This window comes from Pseudomonas sp. LBUM1640, assembly GCF_059716225.1.
On record NZ_CP166816.1, the window covers coordinates 3651506 to 3674677 of the forward strand.

General features: G+C 61.1%; 18 protein-coding genes. 8 read left to right on the forward strand and 10 right to left on the reverse strand.

Annotated elements, in window-relative coordinates; genetic code table 11:
• Positions 1–33: 33 nt before the first annotated feature.
• Positions 34–1542, forward strand: a complete 1509-nt coding sequence (locus tag ACA065_RS16320; RefSeq protein ID WP_497690565.1) for an FAD-dependent oxidoreductase — start codon at positions 34–36, stop codon at positions 1540–1542.
• Here the strand turns inward: ACA065_RS16320 and xth are convergent.
• On the reverse strand, positions 1539–2333 hold the full coding sequence (xth, locus tag ACA065_RS16325; RefSeq protein WP_497690566.1) for an exodeoxyribonuclease III: 795 nt from the start codon (positions 2331–2333) through the stop codon (positions 1539–1541). The genes ACA065_RS16320 and xth overlap by 4 nt on opposite strands.
• A 65-nt stretch (positions 2334–2398) precedes the next feature.
• Complete coding sequence (gene ggt / locus ACA065_RS16330) at positions 2399–4123, reverse strand: gamma-glutamyltransferase (RefSeq protein WP_497690567.1); 1725 nt, start codon at positions 4121–4123, stop codon at positions 2399–2401.
• Between the two features lie 159 nt (positions 4124–4282).
• Between ggt and ACA065_RS16335 the strand changes: the two genes are divergently transcribed.
• Positions 4283–4930 (forward strand): TetR/AcrR family transcriptional regulator, encoded by a 648-nt coding sequence (locus ACA065_RS16335; RefSeq protein ID WP_497690568.1) that lies wholly within the window; start codon positions 4283–4285, stop codon positions 4928–4930.
• A gap of 143 nt (positions 4931–5073) precedes the next feature.
• Here ACA065_RS16335 and ACA065_RS16340 read toward each other — a convergent pair whose 3' ends face one another.
• The 5 genes from ACA065_RS16340 to ACA065_RS16360 all read right to left on the reverse strand — a co-directional run bounded on the left by ACA065_RS16340 (position 5074) and on the right by ACA065_RS16360 (position 12531).
• The gene (locus ACA065_RS16340; RefSeq protein WP_497690569.1) at positions 5074–6405 is read right to left on the reverse strand and encodes an IS110 family RNA-guided transposase; all 1332 of its coding nucleotides are present in this window, start codon (positions 6403–6405) and stop codon (positions 5074–5076) included.
• A 277-nt stretch (positions 6406–6682) separates the two neighbouring features.
• On the reverse strand, positions 6683–10207 hold the full coding sequence (locus ACA065_RS16345) for a molybdopterin cofactor-binding domain-containing protein (RefSeq protein ID WP_497690570.1): 3525 nt from the start codon (positions 10205–10207) through the stop codon (positions 6683–6685).
• Positions 10204–10695, reverse strand: coding sequence for a (2Fe-2S)-binding protein (locus tag ACA065_RS16350; RefSeq protein ID WP_497690571.1), 492 nt, complete (start codon positions 10693–10695; stop codon positions 10204–10206). Before ACA065_RS16350 ends, ACA065_RS16345 begins: the two co-directional genes overlap by 4 nt.
• A 142-nt stretch (positions 10696–10837) precedes the next feature.
• Complete coding sequence (locus ACA065_RS16355) at positions 10838–11272, reverse strand: MarR family winged helix-turn-helix transcriptional regulator (protein WP_497690572.1); 435 nt, start codon at positions 11270–11272, stop codon at positions 10838–10840.
• A gap of 206 nt (positions 11273–11478) precedes the next feature.
• Positions 11479–12531, reverse strand: coding sequence for a 2,5-dihydroxypyridine 5,6-dioxygenase (locus ACA065_RS16360; RefSeq protein WP_497690573.1), 1053 nt, complete (start codon positions 12529–12531; stop codon positions 11479–11481).
• 307 nt (positions 12532–12838) lie between these two features.
• Between ACA065_RS16360 and ACA065_RS16365 the strand changes: the two genes are divergently transcribed.
• From ACA065_RS16365 to ACA065_RS16390, 6 genes are all read left to right on the forward strand, one after another.
• Positions 12839–13972, forward strand: coding sequence for an FAD-dependent monooxygenase (locus ACA065_RS16365; protein ID WP_497690574.1), 1134 nt, complete (start codon positions 12839–12841; stop codon positions 13970–13972).
• Positions 13969–14766 carry an alpha/beta fold hydrolase gene (locus ACA065_RS16370; protein WP_497690575.1) on the forward strand — a complete coding sequence of 266 codons (798 nt, stop codon included), beginning with the start codon at positions 13969–13971 and terminating at the stop codon, positions 14764–14766. The genes ACA065_RS16365 and ACA065_RS16370 overlap by 4 nt, the downstream gene beginning before the upstream one ends.
• 14 nt (positions 14767–14780) lie before the next feature.
• Complete coding sequence (locus ACA065_RS16375) at positions 14781–15533, forward strand: maleate cis-trans isomerase family protein (RefSeq protein WP_497690576.1); 753 nt, start codon at positions 14781–14783, stop codon at positions 15531–15533.
• A gap of 140 nt (positions 15534–15673) precedes the next feature.
• Positions 15674–16306, forward strand: a complete 633-nt coding sequence (locus ACA065_RS16380) for an N-carbamoylsarcosine amidohydrolase (protein ID WP_497690577.1) — start codon at positions 15674–15676, stop codon at positions 16304–16306.
• 294 nt (positions 16307–16600) lie between these two features.
• On the forward strand, positions 16601–17911 hold the full coding sequence (locus ACA065_RS16385; protein ID WP_497690578.1) for an MFS transporter: 1311 nt from the start codon (positions 16601–16603) through the stop codon (positions 17909–17911).
• 28 nt (positions 17912–17939) lie between these two features.
• A complete protein-coding gene (locus ACA065_RS16390; protein WP_497690579.1) occupies positions 17940–19016 on the forward strand; it encodes a nucleoside hydrolase in 1077 nt (358 codons plus the stop codon).
• Between the two features lie 40 nt (positions 19017–19056).
• Here the strand turns inward: ACA065_RS16390 and metC are convergent, their stop codons facing one another.
• From metC to ACA065_RS16405, 3 genes are all read right to left on the reverse strand, one after another.
• Positions 19057–21756 (reverse strand): cystathionine beta-lyase, encoded by a 2700-nt coding sequence (gene metC, locus ACA065_RS16395; RefSeq protein ID WP_497690580.1) that lies wholly within the window; start codon positions 21754–21756, stop codon positions 19057–19059.
• A gap of 27 nt (positions 21757–21783) precedes the next feature.
• On the reverse strand, positions 21784–22431 hold the full coding sequence (locus ACA065_RS16400) for a glutathione S-transferase family protein (RefSeq protein ID WP_497690581.1): 648 nt from the start codon (positions 22429–22431) through the stop codon (positions 21784–21786).
• A 136-nt stretch (positions 22432–22567) separates the two neighbouring features.
• Positions 22568–23161, reverse strand: a complete 594-nt coding sequence (locus tag ACA065_RS16405) for a cysteine dioxygenase family protein (RefSeq protein ID WP_497690582.1) — start codon at positions 23159–23161, stop codon at positions 22568–22570.
• Positions 23162–23172 lie beyond the last annotated feature (11 nt).

The following is a 23172-nucleotide window of genomic DNA, read 5'->3' on the forward strand; positions in this document are numbered from 1 at the left end:
CGCGCCAGTCAATCTTCTAAAGGAGATTGGCCTATGAACATGCGCATTGTTGCTCGCCTGATCAACTTGCCGGAAAACCGTGGCGTGCGCGTCACGGCGGCAGAACTTCCACTCTTGCTCGTGCGTGTCGGCGACCAGGTACGTGCCTACCAGGCACAGTGCCCGCACGCCGGCGCACCGCTGGAAGAAGGCATTATCTGCAACGGACGGATTATTTGCCCTTGGCACAAAGCGGCGTTTGCCGTGGACAGCGGCGCGGTGCTGGAACCTCCGGCGCTGGTGGCGCTCAAGCAATACCCGGTGCAGGTCCACGATGGCGTGGTCAGTGTCGGCGACCAGCCGATCACACCTGCCACCCCGCCCGCACTGGGTGAGCGTCGCTGTTTTGCGGTGATCGGCGCAGGCGCGGCAGGCTCGGCCGCCGTCGCTACATTGCGCCAGCAAGGCTTCAGTGGGCGCCTGTTGTGGATCGACCGAGAACAGGCGCCCGCTTACGACCGCACGGCCCTGAGCAAATTCGTGATCGCCGGCAAAATGGCCCCCGCAGACACGCCGTCACTGCTCGAAGACCCACCCATCAGCATTCACGGCGACGTACAGCGCCTGGACGCGCGCGCCAAACGCATCGAACTCGCCGACGGCCGCCACTACAACTATGACGCTGCGCTGGTTGCCTGCGGTGGCGAAGCCCAGCCGCTGGACATCCCCGGCGCCGTCCTCAGCAACGTGTTTTTACTGCGCAGCCGCGAGGATGCCGCGCGCATCGACGAAGCCGCGACGTCAGCAACCTGCGCGGTAATCATCGGCGACAGCTTTATCGGTTTGGAAGCCGCCTGCGCTTTGCGCCAACGCGGTCTGGTGGTGCAAGTCGTCAGCCGCCATCAAATGCCTCTCGCGGCGCAGTTGGGCAAGCGCATCGGTGCGGCCATCCGCCAATTGCACGAAAACAACGGTGTGATATTCCACAGCAATACTGAACCCGAGCGCCTCGACGGCCACGGCACGGTGAGTACCGTACTGCTCAAAAACGGCAAGCGCCTGGCCGCAGACCTGGTGATCATGGGCGTTGGTGTCACGCCTGCCACCGGCTTTATCCACGACGTGGACAAGGCCGAGGACCAGTCGCTGAACGCTGACAGCCAGCTGCAAGTGGCGCCTGGGTTATGGGCAGCAGGCGACAACGTGACGTTCCCCTGGCAACAGCAGCCTACGCGCATCGAACACTGGCGCGTGGCCCAACAACTGGCCGTACTGGCCGCGCGCAATATGCTCGGCGATACGCAGGTGTATGCCGACGTGCCGTTCTTCTGGACCTACCACTTCGATAAAACCTTTGAAGTGCTCGGGCACCCGCACCACTGGAACCGCCTGCAGGTGGAAGGCGACCTTCAACGCCACGATTTCATTGCCCTGCTCTGCCACGACGATCAGGTCGAAGCCGTGGTTGCCTGCGAACATCAGCAAGCGATGGCGCGGCTGTCGCAGCGTATGCAGCAGCCGTTGGGCAAGGCCGAGGCCCTGGCGATCATTCGCGGGGGTTAACGTTTTTTGCGCGTACTCAGTTGAATCCACGTCGGCGCGTGGTCGCTGGCATGCGGCTCGTTGCGCACCCAGGCATCCACGCCGGCGTCTTTCAGGTAGGGTTTGAGTGCGGGGTTAAGCAACAGGTGATCAATGCGCAGCCCGGAATTTTTCTGCCAATGCTGACGGAAATAATCCCAGAAGGTGTAGACGCGTGCTTCGGGATACAGATGGCGCAGCGAGTCGGTCCAGCCTTGCTCCAGCAGGCGCTGATAACAGGCGCGGCTCTCGGGTTGCAGTAGCGCGTCCTTGAGCCAGGAGCGCGGGTTATAAATGTCCATGTCGGTCGGCACCACATTGAAATCCCCGGCCAGCAGCACCGGGTGCTCGCTGGCTTGCAGCGCCTGGGCATAGTCGATCAGGCGTTCGAACCAGGCCAGTTTGTAATCGAATTTCGGCCCCGGCTGCGGGTTGCCGTTGGGCAAATACAGGCAGCCAACCAATACGCCATGCACGGCGGCTTCGAGGTAGCGGCTCTGGGTGTCGCTGTCATCGCCCGGCAAACCCCGTCGGCTCTCCAGTGGCTGGGCGTCGCGCGCCAGTATCGCCACACCGTTCCAGGACGCCTGGCCCAGGCAAATCGCGCCGTAGCCGGCCGCTTCAAACTCGGCATAGGGAAACAGGCTTTCCGGCGCCTTGAGCTCTTGCAGGCAAACGATATCGGGTTGCTCACGCTCAAGCCATTGCAACAGGTTGGGCAAGCGGGCACGGATGCCGTTGATATTAAAGGTGGCGACTTTCAGCGCTTTCATGGGGCGGGGTCCTTCCAGGTCTCTAGGGGTAGAGCCTGGAAGGTGTGCAGATGTTCAATCAGCCATTAGTAACCGAGCGACAACCCAGTGTTGCGGCGCGGGTCGTTAGCCCCATAGAAACGGTTGTTGCCCACGGGCTTGCCACCCAGGGACGGCGCGCCCACCAGGATCGCGGCCAAGTGGTTGGCGTCCTGAGGCCCGGCAAACTTGTGGCCCCAGCTCTCCAGAATTTTCTGGGTGTCCGGGCTGACCGCAAAGGTCTCAAGGTTGGTGGTCTCAGGCATCCATTGCTGGTGGAAACGCGGCGCATCGACGGCTTCCTGGATGTTCATCTTGTAGTCGATGACATTCAGGATGGTCAGCAAGGTTGCTGTAATGATGCGACTGCCACCTGGCGTACCGACGACCATCACGGCCTTGCCGTCCTTGGTCACGATGGTCGGGCTCATCGACGACAGCGGCGCCTTGCCCGGCGCGATGGCGTTGGCCTCGCCCTGAACCAGCCCATACATGTTCGGCACGCCGACCTTGACGGTGAAGTCGTCCATTTCATCGTTGAGGATCACCCCGGTCTTGCTCGCCATCACGCCGGCACCGAACCAGTCGTTAAGGGTGTAGGTGACCGAGACTGCGTTACCCCACTTGTCGACGATGGAATAGTGCGTGGTGTTGTTGCCTTCATGGGGCGACACACCCGGCTTGATCGCCTGGGAATCACCGGCTTTCTGCGGGTCGATGGCGGCGCGCAATTTGGCGGCGTAGTCCTTGTCCAGCAGGTGGGCGATTGGGTTCTTCACGAAATCCGGGTCGCCGAGGTAGCTGTTACGGTCCACGTAGGCGTGGCGCATCGCTTCGATCTGGTAGTGCAACCCTTGGGCCGAGTGATAGCCCAGGTCGGCCATCGGGTAGCCTTCGAGGATGTTCATGATCTGGCAGATCACCACACCACCCGAGCTTGGCGGCGGTGCCGAAACCACGTGGTAGCCACGGTAATCGCACTCGATGGGCGCCAGCTCACGAGTTTTGTACTTGTCGAGGTCGGCCTGGGTGATGATGCCCTTGCCAGCCTGGCTGGAATCCACCAGCGCCTTGGCCACCCAACCTTTATAGAAGCCGTCGGTGCCCTTGGCGGAGATTTCCTTGAGGGTCTTGGCCAGGTCTTTTTGCACCAGTTTCTGGCCCACCTGCATCGGTTTACCGTTGTGCAGGAAGATGCCGCGCAGGTCTTGGTCTTTTTCGAACTCGCCGGTGGCGGTGTGCAGCAGGTCGATATCGCCCTGCTCCAGTTCAAAGCCGTTTTCGGCCAGCTTGATCGCCGGGGCAATCACCTGGGCGCGCTTGAGGGTCCCGTACTTGCTCAGCGCGGTTTCCATGCCGGACACGGTGCCAGGCACGCCGACCGCCAAATGGCCTTTGGCGCTGAGGCCTTCGATGACCTTGCCGTCTTTATCCAAATACATGTTGGCGGTGGCCGCCAGCGGGGCCTTTTCGCGGAAGTCGAGGAAGGTCTTGCGCCCATCCGCCAACTGCACGGTCATGAAACCGCCACCGCCCAGGTTACCTGCCGCCGGGTACACCACGGCCAGCGCGTAGCCCACGGCCACGGCCGCATCCACCGCGTTGCCGCCGGCCTTGAGCACATCCACTCCCACATGAGTGGCCAAATGCTGGGCGGTTACTACCATGCCGTTTTCACCGGCCACCGGGGCCTGGGAAGCGGCTTGTACACCGCTGACCGTCAACACCAGGGCGGTGGCGATTAAGGTGCGGCTGAAGGGTTGGTATTTCATCCATGGCTACTCTAGTTATTGGGACGCCCCAAAATAGCCCGAGTCGAATCCAATCCCCAGCGCAATGGCGTTTTTATTACAGAACTTGTCGGTCATAGAACGGACGCGAAAAAGCCCATGCTATATTTCGCGCCCAGACTGGCTGCAAGGCACTTTGAGATGGTGATCAAGAAGACCGGTATTCGGGCTCAACAGGCCGACCAGACGCGTGCGCGGATCTTGCAGGCGGCGGTCAAGGTGTTCACTCGCGACGGTTATTCCGGTGGGCGTGTCGACAGCATTTCCAAGGAAGCCGATTCCAACGACCGCATGCTTTATTACTATTTTGGCAGCAAGGAACACCTGTTCATCTGCGTGCTGGAATACGTCTACGAGCAGTTCAACAAGGCCGAAAGCAAACTCAAGCTGGATCTGGAGGCGCCGGTGCAGGCGTTGCAGGACCTGGTGGCATTTATCTGGAATTACTACGTCAAGCACCCTGAGTTTGTAGCGATCCTGAGCATCGAAAACCTGCACCAAGGCAAACATGCCCAACAGTCCGGCGAGATGCGGCGGCTGTCGGGTGAAGCGGTGGGCGTGTTGCGGCCGATTATCGAGGCGGGCCAAGCCCAAGGCGTGTTTCGCCAGGATGTCGACCTCAAGCATGTGTACTTGATGATTGCTTCGCTGTGCTACTTCTATAATTCCAACCGCCATACGCTCAGCTCGTTTCTGGGTGAAGACCTGGCGGATAAAGGGCAGCAGCAGGATTGGCTGGGGTTTATCAGTGATTTGGTGCTGAGGGGCGTCACCCCAACCTCACTGTAGAAACCGGCTCTAATCCCTGTGGGAGCTGGCTTGCCTGCGATGGCGATGTGTCAGGTAGTATTTTCGGTGCAGACACACCGCTATCGCAGGCAAGCCAGCTCTCATCAAACAAAAAGCAACTCATTGTTTTTACTCTTAAAAAATCATGCAACTTTAACCAGCTGCAACCCTAACTTGCGCGCTTTGCGTTCCAAGGCGCGCATCTGCCGGTCGCGGCTTCTTTCTTCAAATTCCTCTATTCCTTTCTCAACATAGGGCTGCCCTTTAGTCAGCATCGCGTAAATCAATCGTGCGAGCTGATGCGCTGTTGCTTTGATCGCGCAGCAGGTGTCCATCCGCGTCAGGCGAGCACGATGGCTGGCGCCGATAAAACTCTTGTCGTTGCGTGCGATGGAAGCAGCTTGCTTCAACGTCTGTGCGGCTCGATTGATCACTTTTACGCCTTTGCCAGGAAGAGGCTTACCTCCGGAAATCCTCGTGGGTGGCGCAAGCCCCAGCCAAGAGCAGAAGTGCTGCGAAGTCGGAAAACGTGATAAATCTGGCCCTAATTCACTGGCCAAAACCAAGGCTGTGTCGACCCCTATGGTGGGGATTGCAGTCAAATCCACCCCCATCACCGTGTTCAACGCCCGATGCAGCACCAATTGCTGCTCATTGGAGCGGTGTGGATTACGTAGGGTTTTATTGGGTGGCGTGATTTGTGTCTGAAGGACGGGCAGCCGCTCAAGTGCAAAAGCAATGGCTTGGTCGCATTCACCAATCTGTTTTTCCAGGAAGTCATAAGCCGCCAATTCCTGACTCAGCGAATGCAAATGCTCAGCTCGCCAGTTGCCCCGCAGGCTGCGGGCGACGGTGGCCTGGTCGGCTTTGACACGCTTATCTCTAAGCCTTGCAAGCACTTCGGGGTCGCGTTCGCCTTCAACGATTGCCCGCAAAATACCCATGCCTGTCACCCCGGCGATGTTGCTGATGACTTGAGCCAATTGGATATTCATTTGGACTAAAGCCTTTTGCATGCGGTTAAGGGCTTTAGCTTGGTCGCGAACCTTATTGCCACGCTGACGGACCAATGAACGCAGTGAACACACTTCGTCCGAGGGCCGAAAAGCGCCTCTCAACAGGCCATGCGTCATGAGCTGAAGGATCCACTGACAATCAAGCACATCGGACTTGCGACCGGTTATCTGTCGAGTCGCGCGGGAATTAACGAGATAAACCTCAAAACCTCGTCTATCCAGTATCTCGAAGAGCGGGATCCAATAAACCCCGGTCGCCTCCATCGCCACCACCTTGACTCCCATGGACTCAAACCAATCGGCCATGGCATGCAAATCATCGGTGAAGGTTGAAAACCTCTTAACCGGCTCAGCGCATTTCGTCGGATCAACAGCGGCCCAATGCTCACCACCGCCCACATCAACGGCAGCACAGTCGGGGTGAATAACTTCAAAACGCTTTTGGTTCTTGCGCGTCATGACAATTCCTCGCAGGATTGAACGACGCGTGCGGGGTACACGGTGGCGAGCGGATTCACTCTCTCATACGTGGTCACAGCTAGCTGTGCCGACAATGACTCCACGCCGATACCGTGCAGGCCACTCTCCCACTCGGGTGCTGATACGCCAGTGCTGGTTACGGCCTTTGCCCCGCACGCGTTCTTCAACTTTACGATGAACCAGTTTGATGCGCGACAGCGCTACGTCGAAGATGTGGCGGGGCCTCCCACATTTGATCTTCACCGGTTTTGGAATATCAGTGGGTGCCCGGGTTGGCCCGCAGGTGTGCGACCTTCTGCTCCACCCCTTTCCACTGCGGCGCATTCGGCGCAAATTGCCCGCGCAGGTACTCGACCAAGTCGGCAACCTGAGTGTTCGACAAACTGTCTTTGAACCCCGGCATATACCCCAGGTCCTTGGTGGCTGGGTTGCTGATGCCTTGCAAAATCACCTTGATCAAATTATCCGGCTGATCACTGTGCACATTGGTATTGGTCGCCAATGACGGGCTCACCCCAAATAACTTCGGCCCCAGGCCATCGGCGTGACAGGCCTTGCACGAACCTTCAAACACGCGTCGGCCATTTGGGTTCGGCACCGTGGCCGCTGCAACCTGCGCCTCAGCAGTCGCATCACTATTAAGCGACGCCAGGTACACCGCCATCGCGCGGATATCTGTCTTGGGCAACTTCGACAATTCACTCACCACCGGCCCCATCGGGCCTGCCGCCACGCCGTGGGCGTCGGAATAGCCGGTGCTGAGGTAGGTAAACAATTGATCCTCGGTCCACGGCGTCGGTGCCTTGGACAACCCCGTCAATGCCGGGGCTTCCCAGCCATCGACCCTGCCGCCAGCCAGGAACGCCTTGCCGCCCTTCTCCGCGCCCATCAGGTTGCGCGGCGAATGGCACGCGGCGCAGTGCCCCAGGCCGTTGACCAGGTAATTGCCGCGGTTCCACTGCTCACCGCGCTCTGGCTGCACAGTGATTTCGCCACGCCTTAAATTCAGCGCATTCCACCCGGCCATCAACGGCCGGATATTGAACGGAAAACGCATGGCATTCGGCGTCGGCGCCTGGCTCACCGGCGCTTGTGACATCAGGTAGGCATACAGCGCCTGCATGTCCGCCTCATTGATATTGCGAAACGCCGTATACGGAAACGCCGGGTACAAATTGCGCCCGTCGCGCCCGATGCCGTCACGCATCGCCCGCTCGAACGCCGGGTACGACCAGGCGCCGATGCCGGTTTTCACGTCCGGGGTGATATTGCTGCTGTACAGCGTGCCGAACGGTGTTTCCATCGCCAAGCCACCGGCATTGGTCGCGCCGCCTGGCGCCGTATGGCACACCGCACAATCACCCACCGCCGCCAGCAAACGCCCGCGCTCCAGGGTGGCCTTGGACCAAGTGCCCGCGCTGGGTGGCGCAATCGGTGCGATTTCATTGTGGAACGGCCAGGCCGTGGCCAACACTGCGCCCAGGGCCGCAAACAGCGCACCAAACCACCATTTTTTGCGTGTGTGCGGTGACTTGGCCGGTTCGCCCAGCGTGCCCGCATTCAATGCCGCCAACACCCGTTCCGGGGTAATCGGCAGCTCGCGGAAGCGAATGCCGGTGGCGTCGTAGATCGCATTGGCAATCGCTGCCGCGCTGGGCACCGAAGCCGACTCACCGGCGCCCATCGGCGGCTGGTCCTGGCGCGGCATCATCAGCACGTCGATCTGCGGCACTTCGGGGAAGGTCAGGATCGGGTAACCGCCCCACTCCTTGCTCGCCACCGTCGACTCTTCAAAGGTCACCCGTTCCTTCAGCACGCGGCTGGTGGACTGGATCACATTGCCGTGGATCTGGTGCTTCACGCCGGCCGGGTTGATCATCATGCCCGAGTCATGGCCGATCACCACGCGTGTCACTGACACGTCGCCGGTGTGTTTGTCGATGGCCACATCCGCCACCCACGCCGCCCATGCCGCACCGAAGCCCGGAAATTTACTGTGAATGTAACGCGCATACGCAAAGCCGCGCCCACGCAGCAAATGGTCTTCATTGGCGGTTTGCATCGGCGCGGTGCGCGGTGACCACTTGGCACGCTCGGCGGTGGACTTCACCAGGTCGATGGCGCGCTCATCCTTGAGGTAGCGCAGGCGGTATTCCACTGGGTCGACCCCGGCAGCAAACGCCAGCTCGTCGATATAGGACTCATGCGCAAAGGTGTTGGGCAAGGCCGACACGCCGCGCATCCATGAGGCACGCACGATGGGCGCCATGTCGTTGATGGTCACGCGCAAATTGTCGATGTCGTAGGGCGGGATCGAGGTGCGGTCGCCCATCTCGAACATCGCCGCCACCGGCTCGACGCGGCCGGTGAGCAACAGCGCCAGGGTCGGCGCGCCATTGGACGGGTAGCTGGTTTCAAAATCGTAGGCGGCGATGCTGCCGTCGGCGTTGAGGCCGCCGTCCACATCCATCAACTGCGCGGTGCCCTTGGGCTCCCACAGGTGTTCCTGTTCGCGGGTCAACTGCACCCGCACCGGCTTGCCCACGGCGCGCGATAACAGCAAGGCATCCGCGCAGACGTCATCGGCGCAATTGCGCCCGTAACAGCCAGCGGCTTCCATGCGGATCACGTCGATCAGCGTTTCATCACACTCCAGCAACCACGCAAGGTCAGCACGCAGCAAATGCGGGTTCTGGCTGCCCGACCACACGCGACTGCCGGCTGGCGAGTAATCCGCCACGCCGCAGGACGGGCCAATCGAGCCATGCATCTGATAGGGCCACAGGTAACTGCGCGGCATGCGCTGGCTGGCGCCCGCCAGTGCGGCGTCGACATCGCCCTGGTCCAGCACCGTGCGGCGCACGCGAGGGTTGTCGCGGATGGCCTGCTCGACGTCACTCATGTCCGGCAAGGCGTTGTTCCAGGCTTTCCAGTGCACCTGCAACTCGTGGGCAGCCTTGATCGCCTGCTCTTCGCGCAGTGCTACCACACCGACAAAATCGCGAATCACCACCACCGCGACAATCCCAGGGATATGCGCAATGGACGCCTCATCCACTCTCAACAGGCTATTGCCGACAAAATCCCCGCAGTCCAAACCGGCATACGGCGGGCGAACCACGCGGCCGTGGAGCATGCCCGGCACACGCATATCGTGCACGTAGGTCAGTTCGCCAGTGGCTTTGCCGGGGATGTCCACGCGCGCGGTGCCCTTGCCGACCAGACGGTAATCCTCGATGGCTTTTAAAGGCGCCTCGCCGCTGATGCGCAACTGGTCATGTTGGCCGCTGACCAGCTCCGCGTAGGTGGTGGTGCGCCCGTCTGCAGCGTGAATCACGCCGGCTTCAACCTTGAGGCTGGCTGTGCTCACGCCCCAGCGCCCCGCCGCCCGCGCGAGCAAAAAACGCCGCGCTTCGGCCGCCGCGTTACGCAACGGGATCGCGGAAATCTGCAAGGTCGCACTGGCGATGGTCGCGCCTTGGTTCGGCGCACGCTCGGTATCGCCCAGGACCATCTTGACCTGGTCCATGGTCAGGTCCAGTTCCTCGGCGACAATCTGCGCGAGCGAGGTGCGAATACCGGTGCCTAAATCCACATGGCCGTTGAACGCGTAGACCAGGCCGTCATCATTTACCGCGATAAACAGCCCCAGCTCCTTGGGCTTCACGGTCGGCGTGCCACCCTTGGCCACAGGGCCAGAAGGCGGCAGCACGTCATCGACGATCAACAAGACGCCGGCCTTGGCCAGCCACTGGTCACGGGAAAGTGCGGTGTCGGTCATGGTTGGCCATCCACGGTCAAAAGGTGAGCGGCACGCAGCACTGCGCGCAGGATTTCGATATGGGTGCCGCAACGGCACAGGTTGCCCGAGAGTTCGTTGCGGATCTGCGCTTCGCTGGGGTTAGGGTTGCGGTCGAGCAAGGCCTTGGCGGTCATGATCATGCCGTTGAGGCAGTAACCACATTGCGCCGCCTGCTCATCGATAAACGCCTGCTGCACCGGGTGCGGTGCCTGGCGTGTGCCAAGGCCTTCAAGGGTGACGATCTGGCGACCGACTGCGCCCGCCAGCGGGAACACACAGGAACGCGCGGCCACGCCGTCGATGATCACGGTGCAGGCACCGCACTCGCCAAGGCCGCAGCCGTATTTGGGGCCGTTGAGCGCCAGGTCATTGCGCAGCACCAGCAACAGCGGCGTATCCGCCATGGCGCTGACTTCGCGGGTGTGGCCGTTGACCTCAAGGGCTACCGTGATGGGGGGGCTGGTCATTCGCTTCGCCTGTGTCAGTTGGTGAAGCAGCTACTACACGAAACAGCCAAAAAAAAGCATCGCGGACCTGGGGCCTCGCGACACACTTGAAGGGTGAAGTGGCTACTACATCAACACAGAGCAAAATCGATGCCAGCAGGGATTATTCCTGCGGATCGTCGATCATCTTGCGCAGCAGAAACAGCACCGCCACGCGTTCCGCCGGGTTGAGGTTGCTCATGGTCAGTTCGCTGATCTGTGCGGCCCGGGGCGCGGTTTGCGCGACCAGTTCGGCGCCGCAAGCAGACAGGTCCACCACCACCTTGCGCTTGTCTTGCGGGTCCGGCTCCAGGGTAATCAGCTCCTTGGCCTTGAGCCGTTCGACGATGCCACGAATAGTCGCCTGGTCGACGGCGGTGGCCTTGACCAGTTCGGTGAGGGAACTTGCACCATGATCGCGCAATGCACACAGGGTGACGAACTGCACGGCGGTGAGCTGGGAGTCGCCGACATTCTGCTGAAAGATCGCCAGGTGGCGCTGGTAGGCCTTGCGCAGCAGGTGGCCAACTTGTTCAGAGAAAACGTAGGAATCAGGCACGGCGGGCTCGGTGGGTGATTGGCGATGGGGAGGCATGATGGCTGGCTTACCGGATCGACTCAAGTTTCTCATTGAGGAAACACGGTTAGAACTGTGGGAGCGGGCTTGCTCGCGAATACGGTGTGTCAGTCAATACATCTTTAACTGATACGCCGCATTCGCGAGCAAGCCCGCTCCCACACAAGCCCGCTCCCACATTAGGATCTTCAGCGGGCCAGAGAGGCTGCTGGGGCGACTACGTCACCGGCGATAACCACCGCCTCATCATCCAGGTACACATCACAATTGCGCAGTGGAATATCCATATGACACGGCGTCTTGCGCGTCCCGCCCACTTCGGTATTCGGCCCGGTGGAAAACAGGAAGTTGCCATAAAACGCCCGCGCGTCCATGCACATGCCGTCGTTTTTGTCATGCAAGCCCATGGCGGTCCATTGCGCCCGTGGCTGCAGGCCCCAGCCGATGTGGGAGATGCCATACACCTCGGGGTCGTTGAAATACTTCATGTAATCACGCAGGTATTCGGCCTCGAAACCACCGTGGATCTTGGTGATGAACCCCTTCTCGATCTCCAGGGTGATCTTCTCGCGGGTGTAGGTCTTGAACGGCAGCAGGATGTCGCCGATGTCCAGCACCAGCACGCCCTCGGCGGTTTCTTCGTTGGGCCAGGAAAACAGAAAGCCGCTGGGCCAATGGTCCCAGCGCCCAGGCTCATCGGCAAACCCATATTCGGTCACCGACGGGTATTGCCCCAAGGCAGCGCGAAAGTCACTGCCGGCGCGGGATTTAACATGGATCGAGCGCGCCTTTTTCAGTAACTGCTCGGCCGCCAGCACGCGCACCTTGTCTTCTTCGGTGGGCAGCATGCGCGCCAGTACTTCCGGTGGCTCCACGGCCAGCAGGATGCGCGTGCCGGTCTTGAGGATCTGCTCCTGCTCCGGCGAGTGCAGCAACATCATCGTATCGACAATCAGGTCGGCCGCTTCCAACGCACGTTGCGCAGCGATATTGCCGGTCAGCGCAGTGTCGCCGCAGTAGGCGGTCATGTCATTGCCCATCGCCCGCGGATGGTTGAACGACGGCAGCTCCACCGCATACACCTTGGCGCCCAGGCGCTGCGCCGCATCCATCGCGGCGCGCACGGTGCGCGGGTCGGAATAATGGCTCTTGAGCACGGCGACGCTCTGGGTCGGGTCGACCTTCGACAGCTTCAGCACGTGTTCAAACATCTGGGTCAGTTCGCAATCGCTTACCGGCATCTTCCTGTCTCCTGTGGGGCTGCACCAAGTTCAAGCACCGCGCTTCACTCTAGTGCGTTTTTATAGCGTATACGCCAATTAATAACGATAAGACCTGATTTGAAGGCGGACTGCAAGCAACGCGCCAAAACGTTACCTATCGAAACATGCTCAGCATTTGCTGGCTACATAGCGTTACACAAGATAAATACGGCCAAAAAATAAATTTATAACCGAAGGCTTCCTATTTCAAAAAATGAGCGTATACACTTTAAAAACCTTGCGGACAAACACCGCCGAAAATTACAAAGACAGAGGATCACGCCCCATGGGAAGCACACAAAAAATCGCCATCGTCGGTGCCGGCCTGGGCGGTGCCGCCGCTGCCACGTTGCTGCAACAAGCCGGTTTTGACGTAGACATCTACGAACAGGCGCCGGAGTTTTCCCGGCTGGGCGCGGGGATTCACATGGGCCCCAACATCATGAAAATCTTTCGCCGCATGGGCATCGAAAAGCAGCTGGACCTGATGGGCTCGCACCCCGAACACTGGTTCAGCCGTTGCGGCGAAACCGGCGACTACCTCTCGCGCATCCCGCTCACCGGCTATGGCGCTTCCTACATCACCGTGCACCGCGGCGACCTGCACGCCCTGCAGATGTCGACCCTCAAACCCGGCACCCTGCACTTCAACAAACGCCTGGAAACCCTCGAAGAAACCGACACCCAAGTGCGCCTGACCTTTGCAGACGGCGAAGTGACCTACGCCGATATCGTGATCGGCGCCGACGGCATTAATTCGAAGATTCGTGAAGAACTGCTCGGCGTGGAAAAACCGCTGTACAGCGGCTGGGTCGCGCACCGTGCGCTGATCCGTGGCGACCAACTGGCCAAGTACGACTTGAAGTTCGAAGACTGCATCAAATGGTGGACCGAAGACCGCCACATGATGGTGTATTACACCACCGGCAAACGTGACGAGTACTACTACGTGACCGGCGTGCCCCATGCCGAATGGGACTTCCAGGGCGCGTTCGTCGACAGCAGCCGCGAAGAGATGTTCGACGCCTTCAAGGGCTACCACCCCACCGTGCAGGCGCTGATCGAGTCCACTGAAAGCGTGACCAAGTGGCCGCTGCGCAACCGCAACCCGCTGCCGCTGTGGAGCCGTGGCCGCCTGGTGTTGCTGGGTGATGCCTGCCACCCGATGAAGCCACACATGGCCCAGGGCGCCGGCATGGCCATCGAAGACGCTGCGATGCTGACCCGCTGCCTGCAGGAAACCGGCATCAATGACTACCGCACCGCGTTCCAGCTTTACGAAGCCAACCGCAAAGAGCGCGCCTCCCGCGTGCAGGCGGTGTCCAACGCCAACACGTGGCTGCGCACTCAGGAAGACCCGGACTGGGTGTACGGCTACGACTTGTATGCCCAGCCACTGAAATCGGGGGTGGCCGCGTGAGCAGCTTTCTCTATGGCGGCAACGTGCAGGCCAACGGCATTCGCCAGCACTACCTGCGTTACGGCGGTAAAGGCCCGGCGCTGATCCTGATTCCAGGGATCACCAGCCCGGCGATCACCTGGGGCTTTGTCGCCGAACGCCTGGGCGCGCAATTCGACACTTACGTGCTGGATGTTCGCGGGCGCGGCTTGTCGTCCACCGGCCCCGAGTTGGATTACAGCGCCGACACCTGCAGCGACGACATTGGCGCGTTCGCCGATGCGCTCAATCTGCACAGCTACCACCTGGTCGGCCACTCCATGGGCGCGCGCTTTGCCGTGCGCAGTGCGGTGAAACATCCGCAGGGCGTGAACCGCGTCGTGCTGATCGACCCGCCCGTGTCCGGCCCCGGCCGCCGTGAGTACCCGAGCAAACTGCCGTGGTATGTCGATTCGATCCGCCAATCATTGGTCGGCATGGACGCTGAGGCGATGCGCGCTTTTTGCGCCACCTGGACGCACGAGCAACTGCAACTGCGCGCCGAATGGCTGCACACCTGTTTTGAGCCCGCCATCGTGCGCGCCTTCAATGATTTCCACGACGTTGACTTCCACCAGGACCTGCCCCACCTCAAGGCCCCTGCCCTGTTGATGGTGGCCGGGCGTGGCGGTGTGATCCTCGATGAGGATGTTGCCGAAATCCAGGGCCTGCAACCGGGTATCCAGGTCGCCCGCGTGCCCAATGCCGGCCACATGATTCCGTGGGATGACTTCGACGGCTTCTTCCACGCCCTCGGCGACTTCCTCACACAATAAGAACGGAGACCACCATGCAGAAGCCTTACCGCATCGGCCAGATCGTGCCGAGTTCCAACACCACCATGGAAACCGAAATCCCGGCGATGCTCAACGCGCGCCAGGCGATCCGCCCCGAACGTTTTACCTTTCACTCCAGCCGCATGCGCATGAAGCAAGTGCGTAAAGAGGAGTTGGCGGCGATGGACGGCGAGTCCGACCGTTGCGCCGTCGAGCTGTCCGACGCCAAGGTCGACGTGCTGGGTTATGCGTGCCTGGTGGCGATCATGGCCATGGGGTTGGGTTATCACCGCAACTCCGAACAGCGCCTGCGCAAGGCCACCGCCGATAACGACGCAAATGCCCCGGTGATTACCAGTGCCGGTGCGTTGATCGAAGGGTTGAAAGTGATGGGTGCCAAGCGCATCGCCATCGTCGCGCCGTACATGAAGCCGCTGACCGAACTGGTGGTGAACTACATCCGTGAGGAAGGCTTTGAGGTGGTGGACTGGCGCGCCCTGGAGATCCCCGACAACCTTGAAGTGGCGCGCCACGACCCGGCCAACCTGCCGGCCATCGTCGCTGGCATGAACCTGGAAGGCGTCGACGTGATCGTGCTTTCGGCCTGCGTGCAGATGCAGTCGCTGCCCGTGGTGGCCAAGGTCGAGGCGCAAACCGGCAAACCGGTGCTCACCGCCGCCATCGCCACCACCTACGCGATGCTCAAAGCCCTGGGCCTGGAACCCATCGTGCCCGGTGCCGGTGCTTTGCTCTCCGGTGCGTACTAAGTGAAGCTGTTGTGGCGAGGGAGCTTGCTCCCGCTGGGGCGCGAAGCGGCCCTGAAAAAACGCGAGCGCTGCGCACTCCAGCGCGAGCAAGCTCGCTCGCCACAGGGCAGGTGCACCTTCCAGAATCAGGGGATAAAACAATGAGTGACCAATCCGCCGATGCCAATTACCAAGGCGTCTGGGGCAACCGCATCGGCTTTGGCAAAAAGGCCGCCCTGCTGATGATCGACTTCATGCAGGGCTACACCACCGAAGGCGCGCCACTGTTCGCGCCGGGCGTGGTCACGGCTGTGGCTGAAAGCGTCGAGTTGCTGGCCAGTGCGCGCCAACACGGGATTGCGGTGGTGCACACCAATATCCGCTACCATCCCGGCCATTTCGCCGACGGCGGTATCTGGGTCAAGAAAGCCCCAGTGATGAAAGACATGGTCGACGGCAACCCGCTCGCGGCGTTCTGCGCCGAGGTGTTGCCCCAGGCCGATGAAGTGGTGATCACCAAGCAGTACGCCAGTGCGTTTTTCGGCAGCAGCCTGGCACCGATGCTGCACGCTCAAGGCATCGACACCGTGGTACTGGCCGGCTGCTCCACCAGCGGTTGCATTCGTGCCACCGCGGTGGATGCAGTGCAACACGGGTTTCGCACCATCGTCGTGCGCGAATGTGTGGGTGATCGACACCCGGCGCCCCATGAAGCCAACTTGTTCGACATCGACAGCAAGTATGGCGACGTGGTGAGCAAGCAGGAGGCGATGAGCAAGTTCAGGGAGCAATAACGATTCACCAGGAACCACGACAAAGAGCGTGGTCCGGAAAAAACTGAGCGTCTCCCACTTTGGAATGCAATCGAATGTGGGAGCGGGCTTGCTCGCGAATGCGGTCTGTCAGTTAAAAATGTACTGACTGATCCACCGCTTTCGCGAGCAAGCCCGCTCCCACACTTGATCTCCTCCAGCAGGGAAATCTCAGTCTTCTGACACTGCCTTTGGAAGTCGCTTCTACAGCACTCCGAAGTGCTGGAACAAAAGCGGCTGTATAAAAACCATAAGTCACCGCCAGGAGACACCCCAATGCCCATTGCGAATGCAGCGCCCGCGACCACGGTCGCCGACCCCGTTACCACGCTCTACCACAAGGTCACCTGGAAGCTGATTCCGTTCCTGTGTTTCTGCTACCTGGCCGCCTACCTCGACCGCATCAACATCGGCTTCGCCAAACTGCAGATGCTCGACCAGCTGCACTTCAGTGAAACCGCATTCGGCCTTGGCGCCGGGTTGTTTTTCGTCGGCTACATCATCTTCGAAGTGCCGAGCAACCTGGTGCTGGAACGGGTCGGCGCGAAGATCTGGATCGCGCGCATCATGATCACCTGGGGCCTGCTTTCGGCGTGCACCATGCTGGTCACCTCCACCACCCAGTTCTACATCCTGCGGTTTCTGCTCGGCGCTGCCGAAGCCGGTTTTTTGCCGGGCGTGCTGTATTACCTGACCACCTGGTTCCCGACCCATCGGCGCGGCCGCATCATTGCGCTGTTCATGATCGGCCTGCCGCTGTCCAGCGTGATCGGCGGCCCGTTGTCCGGCTGGATCATGGGCCACTTCGACAACATGGGCGGCTTGCGCGGTTGGCAGTGGCTGTTTTTGATCGAAGCAGTGCCCAGCGTCTTGCTCGGCGTGCTGACCTTCTGGGCGCTGCCCAACACCTTCCAGCAAGCCAAATGGCTGTCGGACGAAGAAAAAGCCCTGCTCGAAAATGAGCTGCGCAAGGACGAAGCCGACGCCACCGGCAGCAAGCACAGCTTCCGCGACGGTTTCTTCAACCTCAAAGTGTGGATGCTCGGCGGTATCGACTTCTCGATTCTGCTCAGCGCCTACGCCATGGGCTTCTGGATGCCGACGTTCATCCGCAACGCCGGGGTGACCGACACCTTCCATATCGGCATCCTTACCGCGTTGCCCAGTGTGGCAGCGTTGCTCGGCATGCTGCTGATCGGCGCCAGCTCCGATAAACACCGTGAACGCCGCTGGCACATCATCGTGCCGTTTTTCATCGGCGCGGCGGCGATGGCCACCAGCACTTTCTTCACCCATAACGTGGCGGCCACCGTGCTGCTGTTCGCCATCGCCTCAGCCGCGATCATCGGCGCCGTGCCGGTGTTTTTCAGCCTGCCGGCGACTTTTCTCAAAGGCACCGCAGCGGCCACAGGCTTTGCCCTGGCCTGTTCGGTGGCGAATATCGCCGGCCTGGTGAGCAACTCGTTGATGGGGGTGGCGATCGACGTCACCGGCAGCAGCGCGGGTGCCTTGTGGTTTTTCGCCGGCTGCCTGATCCTCAGCAGCTTCCTGGTCATCGCCTTGCCGGCGAAACTGGTGAACCGTTAACAACAACAATTTTTGCGGATGAATCACCATGCAAGGTTTTCTGAAAAGCTGTGCGCTGCTCGTGGCGGTCGGCCTGTGTGCCGGCACCGCGCAGGCGGCGGAAAAAGTCATCTTCGACACCGACTTCAACGTGCTCAACGATGACGGCCAGGCCTTTATCATGCTCGCCCAGTTGCATGCGCAAAAACGCATCGAGCTGCTGGGCATGACCCTGGTCAGCGGCAACGCCTGGGTTGACCAGGAACAGGTCGATGCGCTCAAGGCCGTCGAACGCATGGGCGTAGAGAAAGAGGTCGGCGTCTACTCGGGCGCCGCCTACCCGCTGCTGCATGACTACGCCACCTATGAGGCCGAAAAAACTCTTTTCGGCTCCGGCTGGCCGGGCGCGTTCAAGAACCCGCGCCCCACCTCGCCGACGCAGTTGATCGCGCCACCGGATGGCTTGGCCACCCACACCAAACTGCGCAGTGAAACCGCCGCGCAGTTTATTGTCGAAAGCGTACGCGCCAACCCGCACCAAGTGACCCTCCTCGCCGTTGGCCCGTTGACCAACATCGCCCTGGCGATTCGCTCGGCGCCGGACATCGTGCCGCTGATCAAGCGCATCGTGTACATGGGCGGCGCGCTGGAGATTCCGGGCAACACCACGCCGGCGGCGGAATTCAACTGGTGGTTCGACCCGGAGGCCGCGAAGATCGTATTGCGCTCGCCGATTGAACACGTCATTTTCCCGAATGATGTGTGCGAGAAAGTCACCTTCGACAAATCGGTGTACCAGCGCGTGATTGCCCAGAAAGGCGCGATTGCCGACCTGTACAAACATGAGTTCGGGCCGCTGTTCGACAAAGACCCCAGCTATCACAGCTTCACCTGGGACAGCCTGCCGGCGCTGTTCCTGGTCAGCCCGGAGATCGTCACGCAGTCGCGCGATTTGTGGGTGGACGTAGACGCAACCTTCGGCGCGGATTACGGCCGCGCACTGGGTTACAAGAAAGGTGCGCCGTTGGGCACGCAAAAGGCGAAAGTGGTATTCGAGGTGGATCAGAAGAAATTCTGGGATGGCTACGTCAACCTCGTGACCCTGCCGACTCCGGTCAAACACTGACCGGTTGATCGCTCCCACCTTGCGTGGGAGCGATCTTCATTCAGCCTGCCAGGGCAAAACCGCGCTGCAGATCCTCGATCAGCGCCGCCACATCTTCCAAGCCGATATGCAAGCGCACCAGCGGGTTCAAGGCACGGTCCGCCGTACTCTCGCGGTCGTGGGTATCGGCCACGGTGACCAGGCTTTCGTAACCGCCCCACGACGCGCCCAAACCGAACAGCTGCAAGGCATCGATAAAGCGCTCCACGTAAGCTGCGTCTGCATTCGCCAGTTCAAACGACAACAAACCATTGCTGCCGGTGAAATCCCGGCGCCACAGCGCATGCCCTGGATGCTCGGGCAATGCTGGGTGAAACACGCGCTTCACTTGGGGTTGCGCCTGTAGCCAGTGCGCAATCTCTACGGCCTGGCGCTCGTGCACGTCCAGGCGTGAAGCCAAGGTGCGCGCACCACGCAGGATCAAGTAAGCATCGTCGGCGCTGACCGCGTTGCCGAAGGTATCGCTCATTTTGCCCAGCGCCGGCCAGGCGGCTTCAGAGGTGCACACACTGCCCATCATCACATCGCTGTGACCGCCCAGGTATTTGGTCAGGGCCATGATGGAAATGTCTGCGCCCAATGCCAGCGGCCGGTACAGGTAGCCCGAGCCCCAGGTGTTGTCGACGGCCAGCAGGATGTTGCGTGACTTGCACAACGCCGCCATCGCCGGCAAATCGCACAGTTCATACAGCAGCGAGCCCGGCACTTCGGCGTAGACCAGCCTGGTATTGGCTTGCAGTTGCGCGCCCAGACCCGTCGCATCGGGCGCGAAGTAGCTGACCTCAATGCCGAATGGCTGCAGAAACTCGCGAGCCAGCTTACGCACCGGCGAATACACCGCGTCGGTGATCAGCACATGATCGCCGGGGCGCAGGTAGGCCAGGAACACCTGAGCGGCTGCCGCCAGCCCGGTGCCGTAGAGCCGCGTGCGATAGCCACCTTCCAGCTCCGTGACCAAGTCTTCCAGTGCGTGGGACGTGGGGTTGCCACGCGCGCCGTAGCTCAACACCCGCTCGCTGTCACGCCGCGCGCGGGCGTCGCGCATCTGCGCCAGGTTATCGAACAGCACCGTGCTCAAGCGCGTGATCGGTACATTTACCGCGCGGCCGCCGTGGCCCTTTTCGGTACGCGCGGCGTGGATCAGCCGCGTGCGCACGCGCGACGGCGGCGTCAGTGGCTTGAGGCTGGCGATTTCCGCTTCGCTCATCTGCGCCAACAGGCCGATTTCCCAGGCCAGGTACTGGCGCGCGGCGTCCTTGTTGCCGCTGTGGCGGTCGTGGGTGAAAAACAGGAAGTCGATGCACTGCGCGTCAGGCGGGGTTTGCGGGCTGTCGCTGACCGGCAAACCCGCTGCGGCCCAGGCTGCGAAACCGCCGTCCAGCAGCCTCGCCGACAGGCCTTCGGCAGCAAAGGCCGCCAACGCCGGATCATCCGCGACCAGCACCAAAGGCCGATGATCAGTTTTCAAGCGTGACCGAATCGACCATTGCGAGCCCGCAATATGCCCCTTGCGATACAGCATGCTCGGGCGCAGGTCGATCAGGTTGACGTCATTCAATTCCAGCGCCAGCGCCTGGGCACTGATCAACGGCAGCGGCTCATACGCCACCGGCTGCAGCACTGGCAAGGCCAGGCCGCTGTGGATGCCGCCGCTCAACACATAGGCTTCGTGCCCCAACTGGCGCAGCCAGCTGGCCACAATCGGCGCGCGCACGCCATCGCTGTCCACCAGCACAATGCGCGCCTGACGCACGCCGATGTACAGGTCGGTGGACTGGATCAACTGCCCGCCCGGGGTATGCTGAGAACCCGGCAAACTGCCGACGGCGAACTCTTCGCCAGTGCGCACATCGCACAGGAACAGGCTGCGCTGCGCGTCACCCGCCCAGTCTCGAACCTGATCCACCGAGACATTCACCACCCCTGCCCGCTCAGCCAATTGCCGCGCGGCCTGGCGTTGTTGGGCCAGGTCGGTGCTGACCTGCTCGCTGTAACGTCGGGTGCTGCCGTGCTCCAGCTGGAAATCTTCCAGATACCAGCCTTGCGTGCCGTTCTCCAAGGCATAGATCGGGTTTTTCAAGCCAAGATTGATCAGCGTTTGCGCGCCGATAATGCTGCGAGTGCGCCCCGCGCAATTGACCACGATTGGCGTGCTGTCATCCGGCACCAGATCATGCACGCGGTAGCCCAATTCGCCATTCGGGCAGCAGATGGAACCGGGAATAGTCATCTTGCGGTATTCATCGAACGGCCGACCGTCCAGCACCACCAGCGGCTCGCCACGCGCCTGCCACTGCGCCAATTGCCGCGCGGTGACGTGGGGCGTGTGGCTGGCCTCTTCGACCAATTCGCCAAACGCTTTGGACGGCACGTGCACACCGGCAAACAGCTGCAAACCTGCCGCTTGCCAGCCCTCGGCGCCGCCCGCCAATACATGCACCTGGTTGTAGCCCAGCGCCTGCAGGCGCTCGGCTGTGCGGGCCGCCACTTCACCGCCGTCCTGATCGTAGATCACCAGGCGCACCTGCGGGTTGGGCGCCAGGCGGCGCACTTCCAACTCCAGCCGGCTATAGGGCAAATTCACCCCGTGGAACAGGTGGGCTTCGCCGTATTGCCCGTGTTCGCGCACGTCGAACACGGCGATTTCCTGCCCGTCGAACAGCCATTGCTGCAGTTGACTTGGGGTGATGGTCTGGCTCATGGAAGTCCCAACAAAGTAAGAAAAGAGTTACTGCAACGCCAACGAGCGCTCGCCCGGTGCTACTTCGCGACCTTTGGCATAGGCACGCTGCACCGCCGGCCGCGCTTTGATGCGCAGGCGCCAGGCCTGGATATGCGGGTAGTGGGCCAGGTCCTGACCCTGGCGCAGCGGCTGAATCCACGGAAAGATCGCCATATCGGCCACTGAATACTCGCCCGCCACATACGGCACTTCGGCCAGGCGCTGCTCCAGCACGCGGTAGAGCCGCGTGGCTTCGGCATTGAGCAGGTCGAGGGCGAACGGGATCGGTTCCGGTGCCTTCTCCTTGAACACCTGCAACTGGCTCAGATACGGGGTGATATGCCCGACTTGCCAGAACAGCCATTCCTGGACGTTTTGCCGCTCGGCAGTGCCGGCCGCTGGCAGGAATTGCCCGGCGCTGTCGGCCAGGTAATTGAGGATCGCACCGGACTCGAAAAGGCTCAGCGGTGTTTCGTGGCGATGGTCGACAATCGCTGGAATCCGCCCGTTGGCGCTGATGCGTTGGAAGCTGGCGTGCTTCTGCTCGCCTTCACGGATGTTCACCGGCAGCAGGCGGTATTCAAGGCCAAGCTCTTCGAGCAGGATGCCGACTTTGAGGCCGTTGCCGGTTGGCCAGTAATACAGATCAATCATAAAAAAACACCGCCCTCTGATCGTCTGATCGTTCCCACGCTCTGCGTGGGAATGTCGCTTGGGACGCTCTGCGTCCCGGGGTTAAGCGTGACGCGGAGCGCCACAGGAAGCATTCCCACGCAGAGCGTGGGAACGATCAGTACGCGCGAATCGACGGCGCCATCTGCGAGGCGTTGTAGTTGAGGATGCGCCCGTCCGCTTCCACGCCATAACGGCCGTTCAGCGATTCCAGCGGCAAGCCGTAGAGGTGGAAGTGCAAGGTGGCCTGTTCGCCTTCAACCTTGATGCCATGCAGGTCTTCACCGAGAAACGAGATCGACGTACCCGGCTGCACGATCACTTCTTTCTCCAGCGTCAAGGTGGTGAAACCCGGCGCGCGGCCTTCGTCATTGCGCGCATAAACGTAGTTTATTTCCTGGCCTTCAATGGCGCTGATGATCGCCCAGGTCTCATGGTTGTGCGCGATGGTGCTTTTGCCCGGCAACAGCGAGTTGAGGTACAGCGTCGGGGTGTCGCCGTCGTCATTCAGGCGATAACGGAACGCCGTGCTGCCCTGCCCCGGCACCGGCGCGGGGAAGGCGTCGAAGTTGAACAGGTCGCGGCGCTCGGCTAGGGTTTCCAGCAGGCTGACGACTTCTACCAAAGCCGCACGGTCTACGCCGCGCTGGTTGATGACGCGGATTTGCTGCAAGAACGCTTCGATGACAGCAGCACGGTTTACGCTACTCATGACGGTTTTCC

Excerpts from the sequence above, each read along its gene's own strand:
- ACA065_RS16360 (WP_497690573.1), bottom strand. The coding sequence starts at position 12,531 with ATGCCGGTAAGCGATTGCGAACTGACCCAGATGTTTGAACACGTGCTG.
- ACA065_RS16350 (WP_497690571.1), bottom strand. The coding sequence starts at position 10,695 with ATGACCAGCCCCCCCATCACGGTAGCCCTTGAGGTCAACGGCCACACC.
- metC (WP_497690580.1), bottom strand. The coding sequence starts at position 21,756 with ATGAGCCAGACCATCACCCCAAGTCAACTGCAGCAATGGCTGTTCGAC.
- ACA065_RS16400 (WP_497690581.1), bottom strand. The coding sequence starts at position 22,431 with ATGATTGATCTGTATTACTGGCCAACCGGCAACGGCCTCAAAGTCGGC.
- ACA065_RS16335 (WP_497690568.1), top strand. The coding sequence starts at position 4,283 with ATGGTGATCAAGAAGACCGGTATTCGGGCTCAACAGGCCGACCAGACG.
- ACA065_RS16340 (WP_497690569.1), bottom strand. The coding sequence starts at position 6,405 with ATGACGCGCAAGAACCAAAAGCGTTTTGAAGTTATTCACCCCGACTGT.
- ACA065_RS16380 (WP_497690577.1), top strand. The coding sequence starts at position 15,674 with ATGAGTGACCAATCCGCCGATGCCAATTACCAAGGCGTCTGGGGCAAC.
- ACA065_RS16385 (WP_497690578.1), top strand. The coding sequence starts at position 16,601 with ATGCCCATTGCGAATGCAGCGCCCGCGACCACGGTCGCCGACCCCGTT.
- ACA065_RS16405 (WP_497690582.1), bottom strand. The coding sequence starts at position 23,161 with ATGAGTAGCGTAAACCGTGCTGCTGTCATCGAAGCGTTCTTGCAGCAA.
- ACA065_RS16375 (WP_497690576.1), top strand. The coding sequence starts at position 14,781 with ATGCAGAAGCCTTACCGCATCGGCCAGATCGTGCCGAGTTCCAACACC.
- ACA065_RS16390 (WP_497690579.1), top strand. The coding sequence starts at position 17,940 with ATGCAAGGTTTTCTGAAAAGCTGTGCGCTGCTCGTGGCGGTCGGCCTG.
- ggt (WP_497690567.1), bottom strand. The coding sequence starts at position 4,123 with ATGAAATACCAACCCTTCAGCCGCACCTTAATCGCCACCGCCCTGGTG.
- ACA065_RS16345 (WP_497690570.1), bottom strand. The coding sequence starts at position 10,207 with ATGACCGACACCGCACTTTCCCGTGACCAGTGGCTGGCCAAGGCCGGC.
- ACA065_RS16365 (WP_497690574.1), top strand. The coding sequence starts at position 12,839 with ATGGGAAGCACACAAAAAATCGCCATCGTCGGTGCCGGCCTGGGCGGT.
- xth (WP_497690566.1), bottom strand. The coding sequence starts at position 2,333 with ATGAAAGCGCTGAAAGTCGCCACCTTTAATATCAACGGCATCCGTGCC.
- ACA065_RS16320 (WP_497690565.1), top strand. The coding sequence starts at position 34 with ATGAACATGCGCATTGTTGCTCGCCTGATCAACTTGCCGGAAAACCGT.